At 47.0% G+C, this 22,647-nt stretch carries 22 protein-coding genes and 1 riboswitch; of the genes, 13 read left to right on the top strand and 9 right to left on the bottom strand.

Annotation, left to right across the window (positions count from 1 at the left end):
- Positions 1-55 precede the first annotated feature (55 nt).
- Complete coding sequence (locus tag ACZGCQ_RS12155; RefSeq protein WP_023466735.1) at positions 56-1,537, bottom strand: amino acid permease; 1,482 nt, start codon at positions 1,535-1,537, stop codon at positions 56-58.
- 131 nt (positions 1,538-1,668) lie between these two features.
- Positions 1,669-1,857: riboswitch (Lysine riboswitch) on the bottom strand.
- A gap of 165 nt (positions 1,858-2,022) precedes the next feature.
- Between ACZGCQ_RS12155 and ACZGCQ_RS12150 the strand changes: the two genes are divergently transcribed.
- Entirely contained in the window at positions 2,023-2,478 is a 456-nt protein-coding gene (locus tag ACZGCQ_RS12150) for a MarR family winged helix-turn-helix transcriptional regulator (protein WP_058265451.1), read from the top strand.
- A 137-nt stretch (positions 2,479-2,615) separates the two neighbouring features.
- Positions 2,616-3,707 (top strand): diguanylate cyclase domain-containing protein, encoded by a 1,092-nt coding sequence (locus tag ACZGCQ_RS12145; RefSeq protein ID WP_481266420.1) that lies wholly within the window; start codon positions 2,616-2,618, stop codon positions 3,705-3,707.
- 43 nt (positions 3,708-3,750) lie between these two features.
- On the opposite strand, the gene ACZGCQ_RS12140 is transcribed toward ACZGCQ_RS12145, so the two are convergent.
- On the bottom strand, positions 3,751-4,356 hold the full coding sequence (locus tag ACZGCQ_RS12140; RefSeq protein WP_481266419.1) for a TetR/AcrR family transcriptional regulator: 606 nt from the start codon (positions 4,354-4,356) through the stop codon (positions 3,751-3,753).
- Between the two features lie 192 nt (positions 4,357-4,548).
- Here ACZGCQ_RS12140 and ACZGCQ_RS12135 point away from each other — a divergent pair, with 192 nt between their 5' ends.
- From ACZGCQ_RS12135 to ACZGCQ_RS12120, 4 genes are all read left to right on the top strand, one after another.
- The gene (locus ACZGCQ_RS12135; protein ID WP_481266418.1) at positions 4,549-5,205 is read left to right on the top strand and encodes an HlyD family secretion protein; all 657 of its coding nucleotides are present in this window, start codon (positions 4,549-4,551) and stop codon (positions 5,203-5,205) included.
- Between the two features lie 12 nt (positions 5,206-5,217).
- Positions 5,218-6,909 (top strand): DHA2 family efflux MFS transporter permease subunit, encoded by a 1,692-nt coding sequence (locus ACZGCQ_RS12130; protein ID WP_481266417.1) that lies wholly within the window; start codon positions 5,218-5,220, stop codon positions 6,907-6,909.
- 130 nt (positions 6,910-7,039) lie between these two features.
- Positions 7,040-7,597 carry a hypothetical protein gene (locus tag ACZGCQ_RS12125; RefSeq protein WP_023466728.1) on the top strand — a complete coding sequence of 186 codons (558 nt, stop codon included), beginning with the start codon at positions 7,040-7,042 and terminating at the stop codon, positions 7,595-7,597.
- Between the two features lie 124 nt (positions 7,598-7,721).
- Positions 7,722-8,279 (top strand): nitroreductase family protein, encoded by a 558-nt coding sequence (locus tag ACZGCQ_RS12120; protein WP_023466727.1) that lies wholly within the window; start codon positions 7,722-7,724, stop codon positions 8,277-8,279.
- A 120-nt stretch (positions 8,280-8,399) separates the two neighbouring features.
- On the opposite strand, the gene ACZGCQ_RS12115 is transcribed toward ACZGCQ_RS12120, so the two are convergent.
- From ACZGCQ_RS12115 to ACZGCQ_RS12105, 3 genes are read right to left on the bottom strand one after another with little or no spacing between them, the layout of a single operon-like run.
- Positions 8,400-9,602: a CDP-glycerol glycerophosphotransferase family protein gene (locus tag ACZGCQ_RS12115; RefSeq protein WP_481266416.1), complete on the bottom strand. Its 1,203-nt coding sequence runs from the start codon at positions 9,600-9,602 to the stop codon at positions 8,400-8,402.
- A 31-nt stretch (positions 9,603-9,633) separates the two neighbouring features.
- A complete protein-coding gene (locus tag ACZGCQ_RS12110; protein WP_029343156.1) occupies positions 9,634-10,659 on the bottom strand; it encodes a ribitol-5-phosphate dehydrogenase in 1,026 nt (341 codons plus the stop codon).
- Complete coding sequence (locus ACZGCQ_RS12105) at positions 10,656-11,369, bottom strand: IspD/TarI family cytidylyltransferase (protein WP_481266415.1); 714 nt, start codon at positions 11,367-11,369, stop codon at positions 10,656-10,658. Before ACZGCQ_RS12105 ends, ACZGCQ_RS12110 begins: the two co-directional genes overlap by 4 nt.
- A gap of 292 nt (positions 11,370-11,661) precedes the next feature.
- On the opposite strand from ACZGCQ_RS12105, the gene ACZGCQ_RS12100 reads away from it, so the two are divergent.
- From ACZGCQ_RS12100 to ACZGCQ_RS12090, 3 genes are all read left to right on the top strand, one after another.
- Positions 11,662-13,434: a CDP-glycerol glycerophosphotransferase family protein gene (locus ACZGCQ_RS12100; RefSeq protein ID WP_481266414.1), complete on the top strand. Its 1,773-nt coding sequence runs from the start codon at positions 11,662-11,664 to the stop codon at positions 13,432-13,434.
- A gap of 17 nt (positions 13,435-13,451) precedes the next feature.
- Positions 13,452-14,492, top strand: a complete 1,041-nt coding sequence (locus ACZGCQ_RS12095) for an acyltransferase family protein (protein ID WP_481266413.1) — start codon at positions 13,452-13,454, stop codon at positions 14,490-14,492.
- A gap of 148 nt (positions 14,493-14,640) precedes the next feature.
- Complete coding sequence (locus tag ACZGCQ_RS12090) at positions 14,641-15,837, top strand: MFS transporter (protein WP_481266412.1); 1,197 nt, start codon at positions 14,641-14,643, stop codon at positions 15,835-15,837.
- A 51-nt stretch (positions 15,838-15,888) separates the two neighbouring features.
- Here ACZGCQ_RS12090 and ACZGCQ_RS12085 read toward each other — a convergent pair whose 3' ends face one another.
- The 3 genes from ACZGCQ_RS12085 to ACZGCQ_RS12075 form a co-directional block, all read right to left on the bottom strand.
- Positions 15,889-16,383 carry a DM13 domain-containing protein gene (locus ACZGCQ_RS12085; protein ID WP_481266411.1) on the bottom strand — a complete coding sequence of 165 codons (495 nt, stop codon included), beginning with the start codon at positions 16,381-16,383 and terminating at the stop codon, positions 15,889-15,891.
- A 67-nt stretch (positions 16,384-16,450) separates the two neighbouring features.
- The gene (locus ACZGCQ_RS12080; protein WP_029343151.1) at positions 16,451-16,903 is read right to left on the bottom strand and encodes a DUF4385 domain-containing protein; all 453 of its coding nucleotides are present in this window, start codon (positions 16,901-16,903) and stop codon (positions 16,451-16,453) included.
- 49 nt (positions 16,904-16,952) lie between these two features.
- Positions 16,953-17,582, bottom strand: coding sequence for a TetR/AcrR family transcriptional regulator (locus ACZGCQ_RS12075; protein WP_481266410.1), 630 nt, complete (start codon positions 17,580-17,582; stop codon positions 16,953-16,955).
- Positions 17,583-17,690: 108 nt separating this feature from the next.
- Between ACZGCQ_RS12075 and kynU the strand changes: the two genes are divergently transcribed.
- The 4 genes from kynU to kynB are packed head-to-tail and all read left to right on the top strand — an operon-like array spanning position 17,691 to position 21,858.
- Positions 17,691-18,968: a kynureninase gene (gene kynU / locus ACZGCQ_RS12070; RefSeq protein WP_481266409.1), complete on the top strand. Its 1,278-nt coding sequence runs from the start codon at positions 17,691-17,693 to the stop codon at positions 18,966-18,968.
- Between the two features lie 10 nt (positions 18,969-18,978).
- On the top strand, positions 18,979-20,358 hold the full coding sequence (locus ACZGCQ_RS12065; protein ID WP_481266408.1) for an amino acid permease: 1,380 nt from the start codon (positions 18,979-18,981) through the stop codon (positions 20,356-20,358).
- 23 nt (positions 20,359-20,381) lie between these two features.
- The gene (gene kynA / locus ACZGCQ_RS12060) at positions 20,382-21,221 is read left to right on the top strand and encodes a tryptophan 2,3-dioxygenase (protein WP_481266407.1); all 840 of its coding nucleotides are present in this window, start codon (positions 20,382-20,384) and stop codon (positions 21,219-21,221) included.
- A gap of 13 nt (positions 21,222-21,234) precedes the next feature.
- Complete coding sequence (kynB, locus tag ACZGCQ_RS12055; RefSeq protein ID WP_481266406.1) at positions 21,235-21,858, top strand: arylformamidase; 624 nt, start codon at positions 21,235-21,237, stop codon at positions 21,856-21,858.
- Positions 21,859-21,895: 37 nt separating this feature from the next.
- On the opposite strand, the gene ACZGCQ_RS12050 is transcribed toward kynB, so the two are convergent.
- Positions 21,896-22,537 carry a cyclase gene (locus ACZGCQ_RS12050; RefSeq protein ID WP_481266405.1) on the bottom strand — a complete coding sequence of 214 codons (642 nt, stop codon included), beginning with the start codon at positions 22,535-22,537 and terminating at the stop codon, positions 21,896-21,898.
- Between the last annotated feature and the right edge of the window lie 110 nt (positions 22,538-22,647).

Here is a 22,647-nt window from a genome sequence, read left to right as displayed (position 1 = left end):
GTTTTCATTTAAAGAAATAAAAAAACCACCTTCATTATAGAAGGTGGTTCACACATTACGATTGACGCGGATGTTCTGGGAAGTCCATCTCGTCATAACGAACGATCGACGTCCGGTTTTTGAATTTATGTCCTAACCAGAAGGCAAGGAATAATGGAATACCGACATACGTTGCGGCAATTCCGACCCAATCGATTTGATCCGCGAGGAATGCGGCATAGTTTTGACCGACGATGACAAGGAAACAAAGACCGAATGCGAACAGCGGACCGAATGGGAACGCTGGTGCAACATATGGTAAGTCTTTCAACGAGTGACCTTGTGCAAGGAATCCTTTACGGAAACGATAGTGACTGATTGCAATCCCGAGCCATGCGATGAAGCCTGTCATACCGGAAGCATTGAGTAACCACAAGTAGACTTGTCCACCAAACATCGATGTTAAGAAACAGAGCGCACCGACCGCACCTGTTGCGAGCAAGGCATTACGTGGTACACCGTTTTTCGATACTTTCGCAAATAACTTCGGTGCATCCCCTTGGCGAGCCAGTGTATACAGCATCCGAGTCGAAGCATACATACCTGAGTTTCCGGCAGATAGAACAGACGTCAAGATGACGGCATTCATGAGTGCTGCTGAGAACGCAAGACCTGCTTTTTCAAAGACGAGCGTAAACGGACTAACCGCGACGTCCGTGATGTCATTTGAAACCAAGTTCGGACTCGTATACGGAATGAGCATCCCAATGACGAAAATCGCGAAGACGTAGAAAAGTAAGATACGCCAGAAAACTTGTTTAACTGCTTTTGGAACGTTCTTTTTCGGATCTTCCGACTCACCCGCGGCAATCCCGACGAGTTCCGTTCCTTGGAAACTGAATCCGGCAACGAGGATGATTCCGATGACGGCAGGAATACCACCGACGAACGGTGCATCGCCAAGAGCAAAGTTTTTAAAGCCAACCGGTGGCTCTGATGTAAAGACACCGAAAATCATCGCAACACCGACGACTAAGAAAACGATGACGGTAACGACTTTGATCATGGCGAACCAATACTCAGCTTCCCCAAATCCTTTAACGGAGAAGTAGTTCAAGCCAATCATCAGTAAGAGGAACAAGGCACTGAAATAAAATCCAGGAACATCCGGGAACCAATACGTCATGACGATTTGTGCTGCGACGAGTTCGACTGCGATCGTAACTGCCCAGTTGTACCAATAGTTCCAGCCGAGCGCAAAGCCGAATGATGGATCGACGAATTTCGTTCCATATGTCGAAAAGGACCCAGCGACCGGCATGTATGCTGCCATTTCACCAAGACTTGTCATTAGGAAATAGACCATCAAACCAACGATTGCATACGATAGGAGTGCCCCACCTGGTCCTGCTGCTGCAACGGAAGCACCGGACGCAATGAAGAGTCCTGTTCCAATCGCTCCACCGATGGCGATCATCGACATGTGACGGGCTTGTAATCCACGTTTTAATCCTTCTGCTGTCGAATCTGTTGTTTGTTTCACATCTAGATTGTTCATTTCGTTCGCTTCTCTCTTTAATAAATTTTGAGAGGACACTTTTTGAATAAAAAAAACAAAAAGCGCCCTCATCTTCCAGATGGAAGATGAGAACGCAACATAATAAAATGGATGCGCCTCATTCTACCGTCGTGAAAGATAGCTCTCCACAAGTAGGTGATACCCGACTTGTGACAGTATTAGACCTATTTGATCTAATCCCAATCGATCATCTTCAAAGCGATGATTGATTTCGGCAATTCTTCCTTTCAGGTCACCTCATCTGTCGCTTGACGACATCCGTAACCGTACTCTTAAGAATTGCAACCTCCATCCCACTGGTTGAGTGAGAACTGAATTAAGTTAGTTATTACTACGCCATATTACACAAATCGCCACGAAATTGTCAATTGCCTTTTTCGAATATCGGGTAGTCGATGGTAAAAATCCGATATGTTTAGTACACTAAATGGTAGAAGTCCACTGAGAGAAAGGATGCTGCTTGCATGCCACAGGAACGTGATTTGCTAACTTATCGACTCGAAGAACAAATGCGTGTCATTCTTCGTACCCTGCGACGTGAACTTAACCGGCTATTTGAAGGAACGGCGACCCGGAGTGAATTTTTCATCTTACGAAGCCTTTCCGAAAATGGTCCTCAGCGCCCGACGCTTCTCGCGGAACAATTTGAGCTCGCGACGAGTCAAGTCACTGCTTTGACGGATAAGCTGTATAAACAAGGATATGTCACCCGAACACGTTCGACGGAAGATCGTCGTTCAATCGTCCTCGCTTTGACGGAGGACGGGGAACGTGCATTTCGGGATCTCGAAATCGTCCGGAAAAACTATTTACAAGATCGCTTCGGCACATTGACAGAAGAAGAGCTTGAAACGATGGTTCATGTCTTTGATAAAATTTTACAGACGATGGATGAGGATACACTTACTTCGTCTTCTTAAAAACGGTAGATTTCCTACCGTTTTTTCTATTTTATCTAAAGATTTCCCTCTGTCTAACCGTTATCTACTTGAGTATACTGGAAGTATATATATGGAAATCTGTTAGCTGGGGGAGTTGGGAGGATTTGTTGTCCATCATGAATCAATTCATCATTAACTTTTGTCTACTGTTCACAACGATTACTCTCTTGTTCTTACCGTTTCGGAATCAACCGCGTATTTCGCTGAATTCTAGCTGGGGCACACGTCTTATACTCGGCGCGGTCTCTGGTCTGATTGCGGTTTTATTGATGTTTAATGGGATCCAGATCGATGTCGCCCGTGTTGATTTACGTATCGTTCCCGTCGCCATTGCCATGATGATCGGTGGTTTCCCAAGCGCCATCGTCGCCGGTGTGATGATCATCGGGACACGTTACTTTTTAACACCTGTTGATCAAATGGAAGGTTTTTATCTATCTACGCTGATCATCGTCTTGTTCATCACGACGATCGGGATCATGCGTCGCTTCGTTCACATCTCGATGCGTCATTTTCAACTCATGGTATTGGTCGGTATTCTCTATTCGTTACCCGCCATCTACATTCTGACGCACAGCTGGTCGACATTCTTCAAAATCTCGATTGCTTACATCTTCTTTAATCTATTAGCTGGATTTGTTGCCTTTCGACTATTGGCAGAATTACGCCGCCACTTCGAAAACATCCAGTATCAGCAGAAACTTGCCATGACGGATGCTTTGACAGGGCTTGCCAATCGTCGTCGTCTTGATGACTCGCTTTCGCTTGTCGGTTCGACCGACCAAGGCTATTCGCTTGTACTCATCGATATCGATTTCTTCAAGCATGTCAATGATACATATGGTCATGATGCAGGCGATGATGTATTACGCCAACTCGGCATGACTCTCGCTTCCTTGACGCGTCCAGACGACCTCGTCGGACGGTACGGTGGTGAAGAATTTTTAATCATCTTACCAAGTACGTCAGCAAAAGAAGCGCAAAAAATCGCAGAACTAGCCCGGACGACAGTTGCACGTAACCTGTTCCCGACAGCAGATGTACCTGATCTACAAATCACGATTTCGCTTGGAATCGCGCATTCTAGTGGTTCTCATACGTCACTTGAAGCATTACAACAGGCAGATAAAGCGTTGTATTACTCAAAAGAGAGCGGACGGAATCGGAGTACGATCTACACGAAAGAACTTGCATTCCGACAAGCTTAACCTGACTGGACACTTCCGTAGGGAAGTGTCTTTTTTTACGTCTTCATTCCGGCTCTTTAGGAAAACCGATGCTTTCTACTGTTCCAAAGACGATCATCCGACTTAATTGTTCTGCCATATACTCTGATGAATACGGTCGACCGTTTCGTAACCAAGAAATCAACAATCCCAACTGTCCACCAATGACATAGTTTAATAATAAGTCCCGATCGACGAACGTAGCTTCTTCTGTGATTTGCGGTCGAAACACTAGTCGGTAATTCTCTTTCAACGTATCGAGAAAGCGCGAGATGAACGTTTTGATCGGTCCTTGAACAAGCATCGTCTGATAGAATAATTCATTTTCTTCGATATGAATGAACAACCGAGCAAAATAGCGACTCACCTGCTCGACTGTCGGAAAGGCAGTTCCTGTACCGGTGATCCGAATCGCTTGTTCAAGTGCCTTCATTTGCTCCTCAACGATTTGGTCAAGCAAATCATACTTATCCGTATAGTGTGCGTAGAAGGTCGAACGGTTTACACCGGCTCCATCCGTCAACATTTTGACCGTAATACTTGAGAAGCTGTGCGTCTTCAGTAAACGAAATAATTCCATTGTAATACGGTCACGTGACCGTTTTGGTCGAGGATCGCGGCTCTCATTCATCTATATTTCACTCCTTTTTCATCATCTTTTCATTAATGAATCCGTTATCATCTATTTTTCCGACATTTTGTCGGAAATTGTCGGTTGTTTGTTAGCTAACGATCCATATAATTAACTATATTAATTACTCCTCCCCCCAGAGGAGTACTTTTTTTGAATCGATTGTACACAAGAAAGGATGCAAACACACCCATGAGTATGAAAAAATTATTGATCATCAATATCGTGACACTCATCGTCTTGATTGGTGGTGGTGTCGTTGGATACTACTATTACGATCAAGCAACGAGCTACGTCAAAACAGACAATGCAAAAATCGATGGCAAAATGATAACGATTGCGAGTCCAAGCGCTGGTAAATTAACAGACTGGTCGGCAAAAACAGGTGAATCACTCGACAGCGGTACAACACTTGGTCACGTCATGACTGCACAAGCTGGACAAAAGCCGACAGATCTTTCTGTTTCGATGCCTGCGAAAGCAACGATCGTTCAGTCGATGGCGACAAAGAACGGCTTCGTCGCAGCAGGTACACCACTTGCTTACGGTTTTGACTTAAACGACCTTTGGGTCACAGCGAACATCGAAGAAACAGAAATCGATGAAATCAAAGTCGGACAAACAGTGGATGTCTATGTCGACAGCTACCCGGACACGACACTTTCTGGTGAAGTCGAGCAAATCGGGATGACGACGGCTTCTACGTTCTCAATGATGCCTTCTTCAAACGGAAACGCGAACTACACGAAAGTCGCACAAGTCATTCCCGTTAAAGTATCACTCTCGCAAGAAAAATCACTCGACATTCGACCTGGTATGAATGTGACCGTCCGCATTCATAAGGATTAAGGAGGGACGTTCATGTCTACTACCTTCTTGTTCGGATATAGTGCGTTCACGATTCTGATCATCATCGGCGTCAACTGGATCGCCCGTCGAAGTCGCCAATCCGACATGGCACTGGCGACTGACGGACCAACACTTGAGGAATCCCTCGATGCGGAACCGACGATGACTGTGACACCACCAGTCGCAGCACCTTCAAAACAGGTATCGACGGAAAACGTCAGTATCCCGAAAGTACTGACGGTCTTACTAATCGGTATGTTCATTGCTATTTTGAACCAAACGTTGATTAATGTCGCGTTACCGGTTCTGATCAATGACTTCAATGTGTCGACGTCCACTGCCCAGTGGTTGACGACAGGCTTCATGCTCGTCAACGGGATCTTGATTCCGATCAGCGCCTTTTTGATGCGAAGCTATACGTTCCGCCAACTGTTCCTCGCTTCGATGACGCTCTTTTTCTTCGGATCCATCATTTGTTCGATGGCGATGAACTTCCCGGTCATGATGATCGGTCGTGTCGTTCAGGCAGCGGGTGCTGGTATCTTGATGCCACTCGGATCGAACGTCTTCATGACGTTGTTCCCACCGCATAAGCGTGGAGCTGCCATGGGGATGCTTGGAATCGCGATGATTCTCGCTCCAGCTGTCGGACCAACGATCACGGGATATGTCATCCAAAATTATGATTGGCACGTCATGTTTTACGCGATGTCGTTCTTTGGATTAGTGACATTGTTACTTGGTGCTGCTTGGTTCCGACTGACACAGCCCCTCTCGAAACCTTCTTTTGATGCACTGGGCGTCTTATTTAGTACGATCGGGTTCGGGAGTCTCCTTTATGGGTTCAGTGAAGCTGGGAATGACGGCTGGGATAGCCCGATCGTCATCAGCACGATCGTCATCGGTTTAATCGGAATTGCCGCTTTTGCGATGCGTGAACTATCGATGGAAGATCCGATGTTGAACATTCGCGTGTTGAAAGTACCGGAATTTTCGTTCACACTCTTCATCAACGTCATCGTCACGATGGCTTTATTCGGCGGGATGTTACTTTTACCGATTTATCTACAAAGTATTCGCGGTTTTTCACCGGTCGATTCCGGTCTGCTCCTCTTACCAGGATCACTGATCATGGGAATCACTGGACCGATTGCTGGTAGGTTATTTGACCGCTTCGGTATTCGTCCACTTGCCATCTTCGGTTTGACGTTAATGACTTACGGAACATGGGAACTGACGCAATTGAACATGGATACGTCGTATTACTCCATCATGGGGATCTACATGCTTCGGTCATTCGGTATGGCGTTCATCATGATGCCGATCATGACTGCCGGTATGAATGCCTTACCGATGAAGATGATCCCACACGGAAACGCGACGCAAAACACACTCCGTCAAGTCGCTGGATCTATCGGAACCGCGATTCTCGTCACCGTCATGACCCGTCAAACGACGGCTCATTTGGCAGACGACGCGAATCAGTTCACGACGCTCGACCCAACGCTTTCGCAACATTTAAATGATCTTGGACAACAGCTGGGTAGCTCACAAGCCGCTTCGACGAGTTGGTTTACGATGCTGACGAAACAAGCAACGATTCAAGGGATCACCGATGCGTTCTGGATTGCGACCGTTTTATCTGCGCTTGCACTGATTCTGTCCTTCTTCTTGCACGGAAAAAAAGAACCGAATCTGGATTGATTGACGACAGACCAGTTGATGTCCTATCAGCTGGTCTTTTCTTATACTTTACGAAAAGTTCTTCTTTGCACTTCAGCCTTAAAATCGATACACTAGGGACAATGAGTTTCATATCTAAAGGAGATGCTTTATGGTTGCCTTTCTGCAATTTTATGCGTTCATCTTTGCTTGTTGTTTTGCTTGGCAAGTTGGTCGACCATCCCCTTGGTCACAAAAGATCGTTCGTGCCTTTTTAACAAGTGTCAACGGGCTCTTCGTATTCGCACGTGCCTCGATTTCAATCTTTTTATTAGTTGGACCACTATTACTCGTCACTTATCTTGTCTTCCCACGGTTAATCGCTTTTGAAAATGGTTTAGCGATGGTGATCAGCGTGCTCGTCATCGGACTGGTTGATCGTCTCGTCAGTCTCGTCGTCCTGCCACTTATGCGTTCCTTTTTCTTAAAACGTCAACGCGTCATGCCACAATCGGTGGAAATGGTGCTCTATACGATGGCAATGGCTGTCTTGCTCTTCATTCAGCTCCATGCTGTCCCTGGCGTTCAAATTCATGTAGCATTAACGATTTTCCTTGGTTTTACGATCTATTTCGCCCATTATCTATTTGCCCTATACCGGATTCGTCTTATGAAAAAGAAACTAACGACCGTTGCTCAAGATCAAGACGAGGAACGAAAAGCTTCTTAATCCGAATCTAACGAAAGATGATTTCCTCTTGGGAATCGTCTTTTTTGTTTTCTGACAAATAACATTGACAATGATAATCGTTATCATTTATAGTGAAAAAGTACTCAGTGAGGAGATGAAACGGATGCATGCCCAACAAGTGATTGAAACACGCCGGTCGATCCGGTCCTATACGGAACAACCCGTTCCGGTCGAATTGGTAGAAGCATTACTCGACACGGCGATTTATGCCCCGAATCATAAATTACGAGAGCCTTGGCGCTTTGTTCTCGCAATCGAAGACGGACAAACACGGTATGTCGATGCCTTGATGGAATTGCTGACAGCACGTGGTCAATTCGAGACGAAAACGTCTGAACAACGTCAACAGGCTGAACAAAAATTACGGGAAGTCCCGGTTTATTTAACGGTACTTTGTCAGGTACAAGGAACACCAGATCAACAGCTAGAGGATACACTTGCAACAGCTGCGATGATTCAAAATCTGCAGTTGGTAGCAACAGAACGAGGTCTTGGTTGTTGCTGGAAGAGCGGGAAACACTGGTTCACACCAGAGTATGCCTCACTCGTTGACGCTTCTGAAAACGAACGCGTTCTCGGTGTCATTCAAATCGGCTGGCCTGCCATCGTTCCACCTGTCAAACCGAGAACGTCCGCAAAGGACAAGTTGACGCACTTTTAAGAGGTGCGCATTCTGCGAGCTACCCCTGCTCGCGCCAATCAAGCCCCAATTCAAAAATAAAAACGTTCCGATGACGTCTCTCTCCCCAAACGGAGACGCAATCGGAACGTTTTTCTGTATTCACACTGGCGTTTTCGTATAGACAGGCGCCTCTGGAATCGTGTCATATAACATATGATCGACGATTCGTTTGGTCGCTTCTCCGTCCTGATACGTAAAGAACTGATTCGCGAACGTCTCAATTTTATGTGTATCGAATTGCCCACGTTTAATCCAAGCAATGACGTCTTCGAACGTCGACACGATTGGTCCCGGTACGAAAGTTTCGTATGGGAAATAGAAATCGCGTTCTGCTTTATACGACTGCAGATCATTGACGAGGAAAATCATCGGCTTCTGCAACAAGGCAAACTCGAAGATGACAGACGAATAATCCGTAATCAGAATATCCGCAATCTGCATCAGATCATTGATGTCCGGATAGTCTGTCATGTTAATGATTTGATCCGCATACACGTCCGGTACGACTGGTGGATTGAGAACAAACGGGTGCATGCGAAGCAAGAGGACCGTATCCGGTCCAAGCTCCCGACGAAATTTCTCAAAATCGAGCTCTTGATCGTAATGTGCCGTTGTCTGTCCATTTCCTCGGAATGTCGGCGCGAGTAAGATGATTCGTTTCTTACGCCATTCTGGATATCGATCATACAACTTTTCTCGAACACGGGCTTGACGTGCTGTGTTCAGTAGCTGATCTGTCCGTGGAACCCCTAATGGATAAATCCGTTTCTGCTCCATTCCAAAAGCATCCGCATATGGGGCGATACATGCTTCACCAGAAACATAGACCTTGCTATAATTCCGGTGAATCTGGACCATCTTCAAATAATCATCATCCGGTGAATAGGATTTATCAAGCACACTATAGCCGAACTTTTTAAAGGCTCCACAGGCATGCCATAGCTGAATGACTTCTGTCCCTTCCCGTAAGGACGACACATATACAGGGTAATAATAATCATCGATGATGAAATAACGGGCAGTCGCTAATTCATACGTCGCTCGCATCATATGAAAGACATATTGAATTTGTCCCGCCAACGATTGAGGGAATCGCTTTAACAAAAAAACGTATTCATACCCTAAGTCACGTCGTTCTAGTTCATCGTAGACGGCACGAAAGTTATCGACAAGACGATCGGAACGGTACGTTGCAAAGACGACTTTTTTCGGTTGAATCGGTAACCGTTTCGTCAACCAGTACGTCACAGCAAGCAGATAGTGGACCGTCCGTCGTTGCAGTAACCGAATTTTTTGTTTCATAGACGATTCTCCTCTTTTTCAATGCATCTCGTTACATGCACCATTCCATGACCGTCTTTCCGAATCGATTCGTCAAATCATTTTCAAACGCTTTATGAATATCCTCGATTTGACGAATTTGGAATACACCCGAAACCAGATTCGACAGATAAGCTGGAATGTCAGGATGTGTTTGGTATAACTCCATCGTCCGTGCGAAATCAGCCGGCGTACTCCGACTTGAACCGTAGACACGAAGGCCTTTTTCAAGAATCATCCGTGTGTTGATCGCGACGGCATCTTCTGATACGCCGAGCAATGCCATCGTGCCTTCCGGAATGATGTAGTCGATCATCTGATTAATCGCGTATTGACTGCCAATTCCCCCAACACATTCAAAACCGTGATTGAAGGAGACATCGGCTGGAATCTGGTCGATGTGGTACGTCTCGTCTGCAAACGAGAAATAGTCAAGCTTCGACTGCGTTTTACCAAAGACGAGTAATTTTGCTTCCGGATACAACTTACGTAGCAAAAGTGCTGTGATGAAACCAAGGTTTCCGTCCCCCCATACTCCGAACGTCTCCCGACGAGGATGGGCAATCTTTTCAAAACGAGTCAAGGCATGGACCGATACACTGACGAGCTCGGTGAATGCCGCGACTTCAGGGTCAAGATCAGCCGGTACTTCGACAAGACGATCTGCTTTCAGGAACACATAGTCTTGCATATATCCATCGTATCCACTCGAACGGAAACGACTCGTCCGCAGATAGTTTTCACCGATGATGTCATCTTCTTCCGTCGGTGTATTCGGAACCATCGCGACAAGTGTCCCCTTCTTGAATGTTCCACTCGGATCATGCACGACTTTTCCGATGCCTTCATGAATCATGGCCATCGGTAATTTCTTCGCCAATACTTCCGCACTACGGCTACCCGTGAAGTAGCGTTGATCCGCGTGACAAATCGATAAATACGTCGGGCGTACGACGACCCGATCGGTATTCAATGACCGTTCATCATACGTCACTTCGATTTGACGCGGGGCGACGAGTTGATAGACTTGGTTAATCATTGGTGAATCCGCTCCTTCAAGATAGCATTCGCAATCCGTAGGTCGTATGGTGTCGTCACTTTAATATTGAACAGTTCCCCCGTAACGAGTGCGACATCTTCTCCTTTCAGAAGAAGAATCTTACACGCATCCGTCAAAATCGCGCGTTCTTCCGTTGAGAGTGACTCATAATGCGATTTTAACTTCGTGATTTGGAAACTTTGTGGTGTCTGCCCTTGGTACATTTGATCCCGTACCGGAATATCCGTGATCGTTTTACCGTTCGTCGAAGCAACGATCGTATCGATTGCTGAAATGACCGTGTCGCATGAGCCAAATTCTTGCGCTGCTTCGATGTTTTCCTTGATGATGCGGTGCGTCAAGAACGGGCGGACGGCATCATGTGTAACGATGATATCTTCATCAGACAGACCGTTTTTCTCTTCGATCCAGTTCACCGCTGCCATGATCGATTCATTTCGATCCTGTCCACCTGGTGTGATGACAAGACGCTCATCTTTTCCGATGTATTTCTCCAGAATATCGCGCGTATAGTTAATCCAAGCAGTCGGTGTGACGATGATGATGCGGTCAAAATCCTCATGTAATAGGAATTTCTCTACTGTATGGACGATGATTGGACGTTCTCCGATCGATAAGAATTGTTTCGGTCGATCGACGTTCCCCATTCGTGTTCCTTTTCCTCCAGCTAAAATGGCTGCATAAATCATCTTCTGACGCAGTGTCTCATTGAATCCTACAAACGAGACGACCTGCTTCCCTCCCTTATGAAATAATCGTATTTCGGTTTTCTCTCCCTAACGTTCAGGGTATGTCTAATGATGCAGTTTGTGTTGAAGTGTTATTTTACAAAAACACAAAAAAATAAAGAAATCCCTATCAATTTTAATGTCTCACGATATAATGAGTGGTGATTTCTAGTTTCACTATACTACGTTCACATGGATTTTAAAATTTTATCAGTATTGTGTAAATGTAATGTAATTATTCGAGCGAGGAGAGATGGTTTTGACAGAAGAGACACTTGCGCCTACTTTACAAGCAGAGGTCACCTACTTGGAGTTAGCCGGAACGACGTTTCGTTTCGAAGCACGTTTGAGCGGGTTGACTGATTTTTTGCGCGCCGAACAAACATTATTTGAAAATCCTGTATCGCAACAGCAACCTGAACTTGAGGAGCCGGGCGATGATTACATCCAGTCCGAACCTGCTGAAGCGTTGGTGCCTCTCGAACGTGCCATCGTCTTCCGTAATAAACGAAACAAACGGACGTTCATTTGCCGCTTTCCGTTCGAAGGAGACTGGACGGAAGAGTCCTTTGCAGGCGAATTGAATCTGAATCATATCACGCCGACAGGTCGTCCATTGCCGATGGGCTATTTTGATGCGTTCTTCGCCATCGTCCAAGGAAAGACGATCTTACATGAAGCGCCTTTTGGTGACACGCGTTCGTTAATCCCAGTCGCTTACCGCGTCGATACAAAACATAGTAACGCCTTGATCTTACTCGAATACGAACTTGTCGTGCAGTATTCGGAATACAGCAACTCTTTAGGTTTCCATTCCCTAAAGAAAGGCGAATCGAAACGTCTCATCCAAGTCATCGATCGCTATAAAAAGTGGAAGAAGAATATGAAGAAGCGCGCGTTCAAGTTCCGTCGTTTTACCTTTAAGGCGATTTATAACGTCACAAAATGGACGCAACCGATCCAAGAGAATAAAGTCATCCTCGCTTCGGATTCTCGGAGTGATATCAGTGGGAACTTTGCTTATATCTTGGATGAGGTCGAGCGTCGCAATCTCGATCTCGATGTGAAGACCTTCTTCAAGCCGAACCTTCAGTCTCGTCGCGATTGGCGCGATAAATTTACGTTGCCGTACCACTTAGCGACAGCAAAGACGATTCTTGTCGATGACTTCTATCCGATGATCTATCCGTTGAATATTCGTAAAGGCAGTGATCTGGTTCAAGTCTGGCATGCCGTTGGTGCCTTCAAGACATTCGGTTACAGCCGCCTCGGAAAACCAGGTGGTCCAAGCGCGAACTCGCTTAGTCACCGGAACTATACGAAAGCCATCGTCAGCTCCCATAATGTCGCCCGTCATTACGCAGAAGGATTCGGTTTACGCGAAGATCAAGTCATCGCGACCGGTATTCCGCGGACGGATATGTTCTTCGATCAACCGTTCATCGAGGAAGCGAAAGCACGTATCTATGAGGAATATCCAGTTTTCAAACAAAAGAAAGTCATCATGTTCGCGCCGACGTTCCGAGGAAATGGTGCGAAGAGTGCCTATTATGATTTTGATCAACTTGATCTCGATGCGCTATACGAGGCACTTCATGAGGAGTACGTCTTCGTCCTGAAACTGCACCCATTCATCCGCCGCCGAATGGAGATTCCAGAAGTCTACGCTGACTTCTTCCTCGATTTGACGGATCATCGTGAAATCAATGAGTTGCTGTTCGTCTCAGACATCTTGATCACGGATTACTCATCGACGTGTTTCGAGTTCTCCCTATTGAATCGACCGATGTTGTTCTTCGCGTATGACCTTGAGGACTACATCTCAAAACGTGATTTCTATTACGACTTCGAAGAATTCGTTCCGGGTCCAATCGTCAAAACATCGGAAGAGTTGATTGAACGGATTAAAAACAAAGACTTTGAAATGCATAACGTCAAAGCATTCGCAGAATATTTCTTTGAACATCAGGACGGGAAATCGAGTGCCCGGTTCGTTGATCAAATTCTGCTAGGTGAGAACAAATGACTGCTCCTATCAAACCAGTGACTACCCCTACGTACGATCATTGGCTTGGGAACTATAAAGTCTTACTCATCTTCATGGTCGTCTTCGGTCATTTGATCGAGACGTTCCGTGATTTACCGGGAAACGATAGTGTGAGGATGGCGTATAACGTCATTTACTTGTTGCACATGCCCGCCTTCATCTTCATGAGCGGCTACTTTTTCAAACAAGTTCGACCTCAACGGATCCTCGCCTTCGTTGCCCTGTATTTCATCTGGCAATCGATTCACGAAATCTATTTGTCCTACACGCAGGATGATTCCTTACGTGAGATGCTCGATGGGTTACTCCATCCGCTCGTTCCGAATTGGACGCTTTGGTATCTGCTTGGGATCATCATTTGGCAAACCGTCACACCGGCATTCCAGGTGATGCGTTTCCCGCTGATCGTCAGTGTCTTATTTGCGTTATTGATCAATGCCAACCCAGATTCAATCACGAACTTCCTGTCGTTACAAAAAGTCGTCAGTTTTTATCCGTTCTTTTTGATGGGTTACCTCGTCAAAGAGCGCGGTTGGCTGACTGACGCCGGCTGGCGAAAGCAGATGACGGCACCGATCGGTCGACTGACCGGACTAATCGTCTCGCTCTTGATTGTCGTCTTCATGATTGTCTGGACGAAAAACGGATTTGATACGGTCTGGCTCTTCTACCGCGACACCTATGGGGAATTTGAAGTCTCGCTTCTGAAGGGAGCAGCGATTCAATTGTTCCTCTATGCCGTCAGTACGATCATGATCTTCTCGGTCTTGTTGCTCGTGCCGCACCGGTCATTTGGAGATCGATTCGATCAGATCGGCATCCAGACGCTAGCGATCTACTTGATTCACTCGTTCATCGTCCGTTTGTTCCGTGATTCGGTTCCACCAGCCATTACGGAGTCGCCACTGTTACTAATCGGACTGTCCTTCTTGCTCGCTACCGGATTCGTCTGGTTGCTGTCGAGTCGCCCCGTCGTGACAATCTTCCGACCGTTGCTGTCACCGAACATCAAATGGTTATTAAAAAAAGAACAATAGATTTGAACAGACTCTATCCGCTCAAGGGATGGAGTCTTTTTTAAGTCCTCGACTCGTCCGCGTTGACAGACGCTTTAGCTTGAATCTAAGATAATGAAGGTGAAACAAATAACCGCTTACAAAAAGCGGGTCGAAAGAAGGGGTCCCCTTGCACGCGGATCAACGAAAAAAATTAACGGTCCTCATGATCAATATGTTTATTGCGGTCGGGAGCTTCGGGATTATCATTCCGATTCTACCCGCTTACTTAGCGTCGATTGGACAGGGAGGAACGGCGGCTGGATTAATGATCGCCATCTTTGCCGGAGCACAGCTCGTCATGTCACCGATTGCCGGAAAATGGGCGGACCAATACGGTCGTCGTAAGATGATCATCTATGGATTGATCGGTTTGACGCTCTCGATGTTCGTCTTCTATTTCTCGAACTCCGTCACGGTTCTCTACATCTCGCGCGCAATTGGCGGTGCCGGTGCCGCACTCTTGATCCCAGCGATTTTTGCTTACGTCGCGGACATCACAACGATGGATCAACGCGCAAAAGGAAACAGTTACGTCTCAGCTGCGATGTCACTCGGAATCGTCATCGGTCCTGGAATCGGTGGATTCCTTGCCGAATACGACTTAAAATTGCCACTCCTCGTCTCAGCAATCGTCTCAGGTGCAGCCGTCTTGTTCAGCGTCTTATTGCTTCAAGAAAGCGAACAACACGATGCAACAGCAATGGCACCCGATGAAGGATCGATGCTCAAGAAACTGGGGACGTCGTTTAAGAAACCATACTTCGTACCGCTCGTCATTACACTCGTCATGAGCTTTGGTCTCATGGCATACGAATCAGTACTCGGTCTTTTCGTCGATGATCAATTCGGTGCTTCACCGAAAGACATTGCGATCATGGTGACGTCGACCGGTATCATCAGCGTCATTGCTCAAATCTTCATCGTCGATAAGCTGTCACGTAGTCTCGGAGAAGGAAAGGTCTTGAACCTGTTCCTGTTCATCGCAGCGCTCGGCTTCCTGTTGTCATTATTGACATCAAGTTACGGTGGATTCTTTGCAATTACCCTCGTCATCTTCCTCGCGACGTCAATTTTACGTCCTGTCTTGAATACAATGATTTCAAAGCTCGCTGGTAATGAGCAAGGCTTTGCTATGGGAATGAACAACGCCTACATGAGCATCGGGAACGTGCTCGGACCGACGCTTGCAGGTATCCTGTATGACGTCAACATTCTCTATCCGTTCGCACTTGGTCTGATCTTCCTCGTCGTGACATTTATCGGATCGTTCATCTGGCAAAAACGTCAATCGCGTTTAATTAAAAAAGTCGAACAAACTTCTTAACATCAAAAAGCAATGCACTTCCGACTTTTTATTCGGAAGTGCATTGCTTTTTCATTCGTTCCTTGCTTTTAAATCACCTGTTCCAAAGTCAGCATCAAAGGCACGACACCAAATGACGACACGGCTATGTTTCGTCAAATCTACGTCTTTTGGAATCACATAGTTCTGATTCCCTTGATTCCCTTTTAAAGCACCGAGACGAATTCCATCTGCTGTATCTTCACCAGGCTCTACTAAATACACAAACAAATCTGGACCGTTCGTCGTTTGAAAATCTTCAAAACGCAGATACAACGTATCGTCTACAGTTAGCGTCTTAACGTCCCCTGATGTTTTGTAATTTTTTTCACCGTTCATGAATGTACCTGATAATTCAGTTTCTGTTTCTTCCGGAGAAGGTTGTGACGTTTCGGGAGTGCTTTCCTCCTCCTTTTGTTTCACTGTCGAAGAACCTGGCGGCAGTCCTTCATCGACTGATTCATTCAAAAAAAGTGGTGATGCGAGCCACCAAACTAAAGCTAGTACGAAAACAATGACGATTCCCACAATAATTTTCGATCCTGTTCGCACCGCTTCCACTCCATTCCTCTATTAGAGAATCGCGACCATTCATTTAACCGTATTGTTTTTGATGTTCCCGTTTTAACGCTAAATACTCTTCGTCCGCCCGGATCAAATCCCATTTTTCTTGGAAGATCGCAGCGGATTTCGCTTTTTCTTCGTCGATCTCGCGTGTGTGCAATTCGTTTTTCTCTTTATCTTTGTATTTTCGTCCACCCTTATAGTTCGCGTAACGTCGTGCGCGCGTATGCCCCATTTGAATGAACTTCCGCGCCATATCCATGCCGACAAAATCCCCGTCCTCTTTATACGCTAAGTACATCTCATAAATTTTCTCAGACGATTCCTTCGCGATGTCCGGCGTCTTAAAACGCCAATGCGGCAAAATCTCACTTTTATAAGGTTCGACAAGCAAAACGCCTTGTTCCCCGCGTCCAACCCGGTACTTTTCCGGCTCCTTGCGAAAATCTGTCGTCTTGAAATCGAGATCGTAATCAAACGCCATCCCGGTCACGCTCCCTTCTACTTCGAAACGTTCCCTTCCCGTCCGTTCATCAATCCTCGATCCGGTAGAGTCCTTGTGTATAGATCGTCGCTAAGACGTGTGCAATCTCTTCAATCGTTGCTGTCGCCTCTTCACGGACGACTTCGAATAAGTACATCTCGTTCGCGAAGAACCAACCACGGGCGACGAGTTTCGGGTCGACATCCTGCCGTGCAAGTCCTGTCTTCTGCGCATACTCGATATCCTGACTGATCCGATCAATGAACCGTTCCCGAATCGCTTTCCATTTTGCACGGACGATGTAAGATACGCCGATTGCTTGCTCGACGATCCGTAACATCGCTCGTTCTTCTTCCGCGAGACGTAAGAAATCCGTTGCTTGGGTCACGATGCGTTCCTTTGCCTCCATCGGTGTCGCCGGTTCGAATGTTCGTTCCGCGATCGCATGGAAACGGCTCATGACATCTTCCATTAAAACAACGAGTAGCTCATCTTTCCCTTCAAAATGGACATAAGCGGTTCCGTAACCGACGCCAGCTTGTTTAATGATTTGTGAAATCGTTGCCGTTTGAAACCCTTGTTCTAAGAAGACGTCACGTGCCGCACTCAACAGTTTCTCGCGTGTCCGCACCGTACGCAGATGACGTTTATCGATTTTTTCTGGTTGAGAAGATGACATGTCCTTCACTCCTTTTGTTTTCTCTATTCGATAATATTGACACAATGTCAATTTGTTTGCTACGCTTTTGTCAAAATTGATTGAGCATTCATTTGAGGAGGATGACGTATGACACTGCAAGCAAAACGGACCGATGCTGTTGCTCGGGACGAGCAAGATGCACTAGCTGCCTATCGTGATGAGTTTTATCTGCAACCGGGTAGTATCTATATGGACGGAAACTCGCTCGGTTTATTATCGAAGCGTGCCGAGAAGACGTTGCTCGAGTCGCTATCAGACTGGAAAGAACTCGGGATCGATGGCTGGATGAAAGGACGTCATCCTTGGTTCGAATTATCGGAACGTCTCGCTGCTCTCAACGCTCCGCTCGTCGGCGCACAAGCAGAAGAAGTCATGGTCACTGGTTCGACGACCGTCAATCTCCACCAACTCGTCGCGACATTCTTCCAACCGACGGAAGGACGAGATAAGATTTTAGCGGATGCGCTGACATTCCCATCGGACATCTATGCCCTTCAAAGCCAACTTCGCTTACGTGGACTCGATCCGGAGACACACCTCGTCCAAGTAGCAAGTCGTGACGGTCGCTTTTTAGAAGAAGACGACATCATCGCTGCGATGACGGACGATATCGCGTTGATCGTCTTACCGGCCGTGCTCTACCGAAGCGGACAAATTCTCGACATGGAGCGTTTGACGAAAGCGGCACACGACCGCGGCATCCTGATCGGTTTTGATGGTTGTCATTCCGTCGGAGCCGTTCCACACGCGTTCCATGACTGGGATGTCGACTTTGCCTACTGGTGTAATTACAAACACTTGAACGGCGGTCCTGGAACGGTCGGTGGATTATTCGTCCACGAACGTCATTTTGGAACGTTGCCTGGTCTGACCGGCTGGTTCGGTTCGCGTAAGGATAAGCAGTTCGACATGGATCACACGATGACACCGGCGGCGCATGCCGGGGCATTCCAAATCGGGACACCACACGTCTTAAGTCTCGCTCCACAAATCGGTGCATTAGAGATGTTTGACGAAGTCGGTATCGAAGCCGTCCGGACGAAGTCACTCGCGCTGACACAGTACATGATGGAACTTGTCGAGCAGGAGCTCACACCGTACGGTTTTGTCATCGGAAACCCGATCGACGATAAACGCCGTGGGGCGCATCTCAGCCTCGAGCACCCGGAAGCGGCACGGATCTGTAAAGCACTCAAGGAAAATCGAATCATCCCCGATTTCCGAGCACCGAACATCGTTCGTCTAGCACCCGTCGCGCTCTACAATACGTTTACCGATGTCTATGACGTCGTCGCGACACTCAAACGAATCATGGAAGATAAAGAATACGAACGTTTCGCAAATGAACGCGAAGTCGTTGCTTAAGGAGTACACCATGGAACAACCTACTGAACTACGGCGTGAACTCAAGACACGTCAACTTACGATGATTGCAATGGGCTGTGCGATCGGAACTGGTCTCTTCCTCGGAAGCGGACTCGCGATCGGGCTTGCCGGACCGAGCGTTTTGATCAGTTACGCAGTCGGTGCCTTCATCGTCTTACTTTTAATGGGCTGTCTGGCTGAAATGACGGTCGCCCATCCGACATCTGGCTCGTTCGGTACGATTGCCGAACGATATATTAGTCCATATGCGGGTTTTCTCGTCCGCTATTCGTACTGGATCGCAAACGTTCTTGCAATTGGCGTTGAAGTCAGTGCGATTTCGATCTATATGAAATACTGGTTCCCGGACGTTCCCGGAGTCGTCTGGATTCTCGTATTCGCTGCCGCTTTGATCTACATCAATGCCACGACAGTCAATACGTTCGCAACCTTCGAATACTGGTTCTCCGTCATTAAAATCAGTGCCATCTTGCTATTCATTTTGCTTGGTGCCTACTTGGTCATCGGTAGCCCAAGTCCTGAGATTGGTCCGCAAAACTTCACGAACGACGGTGGTTTCATGCCGTTCGGCTTCTCAGGTCTCTGGATCGCAATCTTCATCTCTCTGTTCAGCTTCCTCGGAACGGAATTGATTGCCGTAACTGCCGGTGAAGCGAAGGACCCAGATGTCGCTGTACCGAAAGCATTAAAAGCGACTGTCTTCCGTCTCTCGACGTTTTATGTCATCACGATTGCTTTGATGTTGATGATTGTCCCGTGGCAACAAGCAGGCGGCGTCGATCAAAGTCCATTCGTTAAAGTAATGGAGATGCTATCGATTCCGTATGCAGGTGGCATCATGAACTTCATCATCCTGACGGCGGCACTGTCTGCGATGAACAGTCAGCTGTATGCTTCGACACGGATGATGTACTCGTTATCCAAAGCAACGTATGCACCGAAAGTGTTCGGTCGTTTGAATCAAAAAGGAGTACCGCTCTTCGCACTCGCCGTATCAACGCTCGGGATTTTTCTCGCGGGGATCATCAGCAGCCAGTCGAGTGTCTCTTATCCATTCATGATGGGAATTTCGATGTTCGGAGCGATTTTCACGTGGTTCATGATTTTCATCTCCCATCTGTACTTCCGTAAAGCATGGGAACGTGAAGGTGGACGGACGTTACCGGTCCGGATGATGGGCTATCCGTATTTGACTGCCCTCGGTGCATTGTTGTTATTCGCACTCGTATTAACGACATGGTTCACAGATTTCCAAATCGTCTTGAAGTTTGGTGTACCGTGGTTAGTGTTCTTATCGATCGCCTATTTCTTCTGGAAACGGGCGCATCCGGAACAACCACAGACCGCTGAAAAACGAAAACTGAATTAATTCGATAAAGGGGATGAACGGGAATGACAAAGACAGATCCTACGTCTATTGAAGCATCGATTCAAACGGATTTTAAGAAAGATATGTCCTACGGGGATTATTTGCAACTAGATCCATTGCTTTCGAGTCAACATCGCTTATCGGGGCATCATGATGAGATGCTTTTCATCATCATTCATCAGACGAGCGAACTCTGGATGAAGCTGATCCTGCATGAGATGCGTGCAGCGACGCAAGCCGTCGCAAACGATGATCTCGAATCATCGTTTAAGATGCTCGCACGCATCTCAAAGATTCAGCACCAGCTAATTCAGTCGTGGAATGTTTTGTCGACCTTGACCCCTGCCGAATATCTTGAATTCCGTGACGCGCTTGGTCACTCATCCGGTTTTCAGTCGTATCAAAACCGCCAAATCGAATTCGCGCTCGGCTTCAAGAATGAGCAGATGCTAAAAGTTTATGCGCATGACGAAACACTCTATCCAATGTTGCTGGAAGATTTGAAGACACCAAGCATCTACGATGAAACGATCCGGGCGATGGCGCGCCATGGGCTACCCATCGACGAATCCGTTCTTGAGCGTGATGTCACGCAGGACTGGACGCCGAATGAAAGTGTCGAAGCAGCTTGGGCGACCGTCTATCGTGATGTCGATCAGTACTGGGATTTGTATGAACTCGGTGAAAAACTACTCGATATCGGGAGCCAGCAACAGATGTGGCGCTTTAACCATATGAGTACCGTCGAACGGATCATCGGACAAAAGCCAGGAACAGGCGGTTCGTCTGGTGTCAGTTATCTACGACGTGTGCTTGACCACAGATTTTTCCCGGAACTGTGGTCGGTCCGCACGACATTATGAGGAGGATGCAGCGATGACACGATGGATTGATGTTTCACAACCACTTGATCGCCACGTCACGACGTGGCCGGGCGATACACCATTTGAAGCGACACTGACATGGAATAAGGCAGACACCGGTTCCGTCAATGTCGGTAAAGTAACGATGAGTCTGCATACCGGCACTCACGTCGACGCGCCGTTTCATTTTGACGATGCCGGACAAAAAATCATCGACCTTGATCCAGATTTCTATATCGGACATGCGCGCGTCATTTACTTACCAGGTCGTAAGGAAATCACAGCCGCTGATTTAGATGGCTTTGAGCTAAATGACGTCCAGCGCTTGATCATCAAAACGGATGGTTGGATCGACAAATCAACTTTCCCAGAAACGATTCCCGTCTTGACGCCAAGTCTTGCTGAACGTCTTGGGGAACTCGGGATTTCGCTGATTGGTCTCGACTTACCAAGCGTCGATGCAATCGATAGTAAGGAAATGGCAGCCCATCACGCACTGGCGCAGCATGGAGTCCATATCCTCGAAGGACTCGTCCTTGATGCGATCACGCCTGGTGATTACCACCTCAACGCCGTCCCGCTCCCGCTCGTCGATGGCGACGGTAGTCCCGTTCGTGCCTTACTTCGTCCATACTAAAAAATCCGTCCAGCATACTCTCTGCTGGACGGATTTTTTACTTATGGAGCGGTTCAAATAAACTCGCTTCGATTTGACGAACGATTTGTTCGAGAACCGCAAGTGATTGATTGACCTCGAATCCTTGATCCAAGGAATGATTCGCTCCTTCGATGACATCAATCGTCAGTTGCGAGGTGCGACACGTTTCAAGCGCCGCTTCATCATAAAACTTATCAGCTGTCCCGATGACAAGGAGTCCAGTTTGCGACGAGGTGGCGATTTGTTCGACTACTTCGGCTTCAAGAACGGGTGTTAAGAAGACGGTGCGTGCTGTCTGTAGACTTGGCTTAGCAAGTAATCCCGCTAACGGAATCGTTCCTAACGACTTTGCGATGAACTGAACGTTTTCGTATGGATGTGTCGCCAACACTTCTGAGACAACGGCGTCGACCCGGCGTGTCATGCAAATATTCGATTCAGCGTCTGTCATCGAAAAAAGCTCTTCCGTCACATAGTGAATACAGATGACATCGATGCCTCGTGCTAGTAATGCCATCCGGCTGTAGTAGAAGTAAGGATGATCGTATAGGTACGATGCTCCCGAGATCAAGAAGCAGACTTGTTTGGATCCCATTTGAAAATGATCATATGAAATGGTCGTTTGATCGACGACGATAGATGATTGTTCAATATTCATGAAATCCCTCCACACTTTTTTCTAGACTTTACCATTTCAGAAGTGGGCTGTCATGTCTTTTTCGGCTCTCCCTTATAAACTAAAAAAGGCGATGCACCACATTTGGTCAT

Source organism: Exiguobacterium sp. HSB13, assembly GCF_056764755.1.
The sequence above is the reverse complement of the archived record's forward strand: the minus strand, read 5'-3'. Positions and strand labels throughout refer to the sequence as shown.

What these genes read in the sequence shown, in the direction of transcription:
- kynB (WP_481266406.1), top strand. Translation starts at nt 21,235, where the DNA reads ATGACACGATGGATTGATGTTTCACAACCACTTGATCGCCACGTCACG.
- ACZGCQ_RS12105 (WP_481266415.1), bottom strand. Translation starts at nt 11,369, where the DNA reads ATGATTTATGCAGCCATTTTAGCTGGAGGAAAAGGAACACGAATGGGG.
- ACZGCQ_RS12065 (WP_481266408.1), top strand. Translation starts at nt 18,979, where the DNA reads ATGGAACAACCTACTGAACTACGGCGTGAACTCAAGACACGTCAACTT.
- ACZGCQ_RS12075 (WP_481266410.1), bottom strand. Translation starts at nt 17,582, where the DNA reads ATGTCATCTTCTCAACCAGAAAAAATCGATAAACGTCATCTGCGTACG.
- ACZGCQ_RS12135 (WP_481266418.1), top strand. Translation starts at nt 4,549, where the DNA reads ATGAGTATGAAAAAATTATTGATCATCAATATCGTGACACTCATCGTC.
- ACZGCQ_RS12155 (WP_023466735.1), bottom strand. Translation starts at nt 1,537, where the DNA reads ATGAACAATCTAGATGTGAAACAAACAACAGATTCGACAGCAGAAGGA.
- ACZGCQ_RS12140 (WP_481266419.1), bottom strand. Translation starts at nt 4,356, where the DNA reads ATGAATGAGAGCCGCGATCCTCGACCAAAACGGTCACGTGACCGTATT.
- ACZGCQ_RS12120 (WP_023466727.1), top strand. Translation starts at nt 7,722, where the DNA reads ATGCATGCCCAACAAGTGATTGAAACACGCCGGTCGATCCGGTCCTAT.
- kynU (WP_481266409.1), top strand. Translation starts at nt 17,691, where the DNA reads ATGACACTGCAAGCAAAACGGACCGATGCTGTTGCTCGGGACGAGCAA.
- ACZGCQ_RS12145 (WP_481266420.1), top strand. Translation starts at nt 2,616, where the DNA reads ATGAATCAATTCATCATTAACTTTTGTCTACTGTTCACAACGATTACT.
- ACZGCQ_RS12130 (WP_481266417.1), top strand. Translation starts at nt 5,218, where the DNA reads ATGTCTACTACCTTCTTGTTCGGATATAGTGCGTTCACGATTCTGATC.
- ACZGCQ_RS12050 (WP_481266405.1), bottom strand. Translation starts at nt 22,537, where the DNA reads ATGAATATTGAACAATCATCTATCGTCGTCGATCAAACGACCATTTCA.
- ACZGCQ_RS12125 (WP_023466728.1), top strand. Translation starts at nt 7,040, where the DNA reads ATGGTTGCCTTTCTGCAATTTTATGCGTTCATCTTTGCTTGTTGTTTT.
- ACZGCQ_RS12110 (WP_029343156.1), bottom strand. Translation starts at nt 10,659, where the DNA reads ATGATTAACCAAGTCTATCAACTCGTCGCCCCGCGTCAAATCGAAGTG.
- ACZGCQ_RS12100 (WP_481266414.1), top strand. Translation starts at nt 11,662, where the DNA reads ATGGTTTTGACAGAAGAGACACTTGCGCCTACTTTACAAGCAGAGGTC.
- ACZGCQ_RS12115 (WP_481266416.1), bottom strand. Translation starts at nt 9,602, where the DNA reads ATGAAACAAAAAATTCGGTTACTGCAACGACGGACGGTCCACTATCTG.
- kynA (WP_481266407.1), top strand. Translation starts at nt 20,382, where the DNA reads ATGACAAAGACAGATCCTACGTCTATTGAAGCATCGATTCAAACGGAT.
- ACZGCQ_RS12080 (WP_029343151.1), bottom strand. Translation starts at nt 16,903, where the DNA reads ATGGCGTTTGATTACGATCTCGATTTCAAGACGACAGATTTTCGCAAG.
- ACZGCQ_RS12150 (WP_058265451.1), top strand. Translation starts at nt 2,023, where the DNA reads ATGCCACAGGAACGTGATTTGCTAACTTATCGACTCGAAGAACAAATG.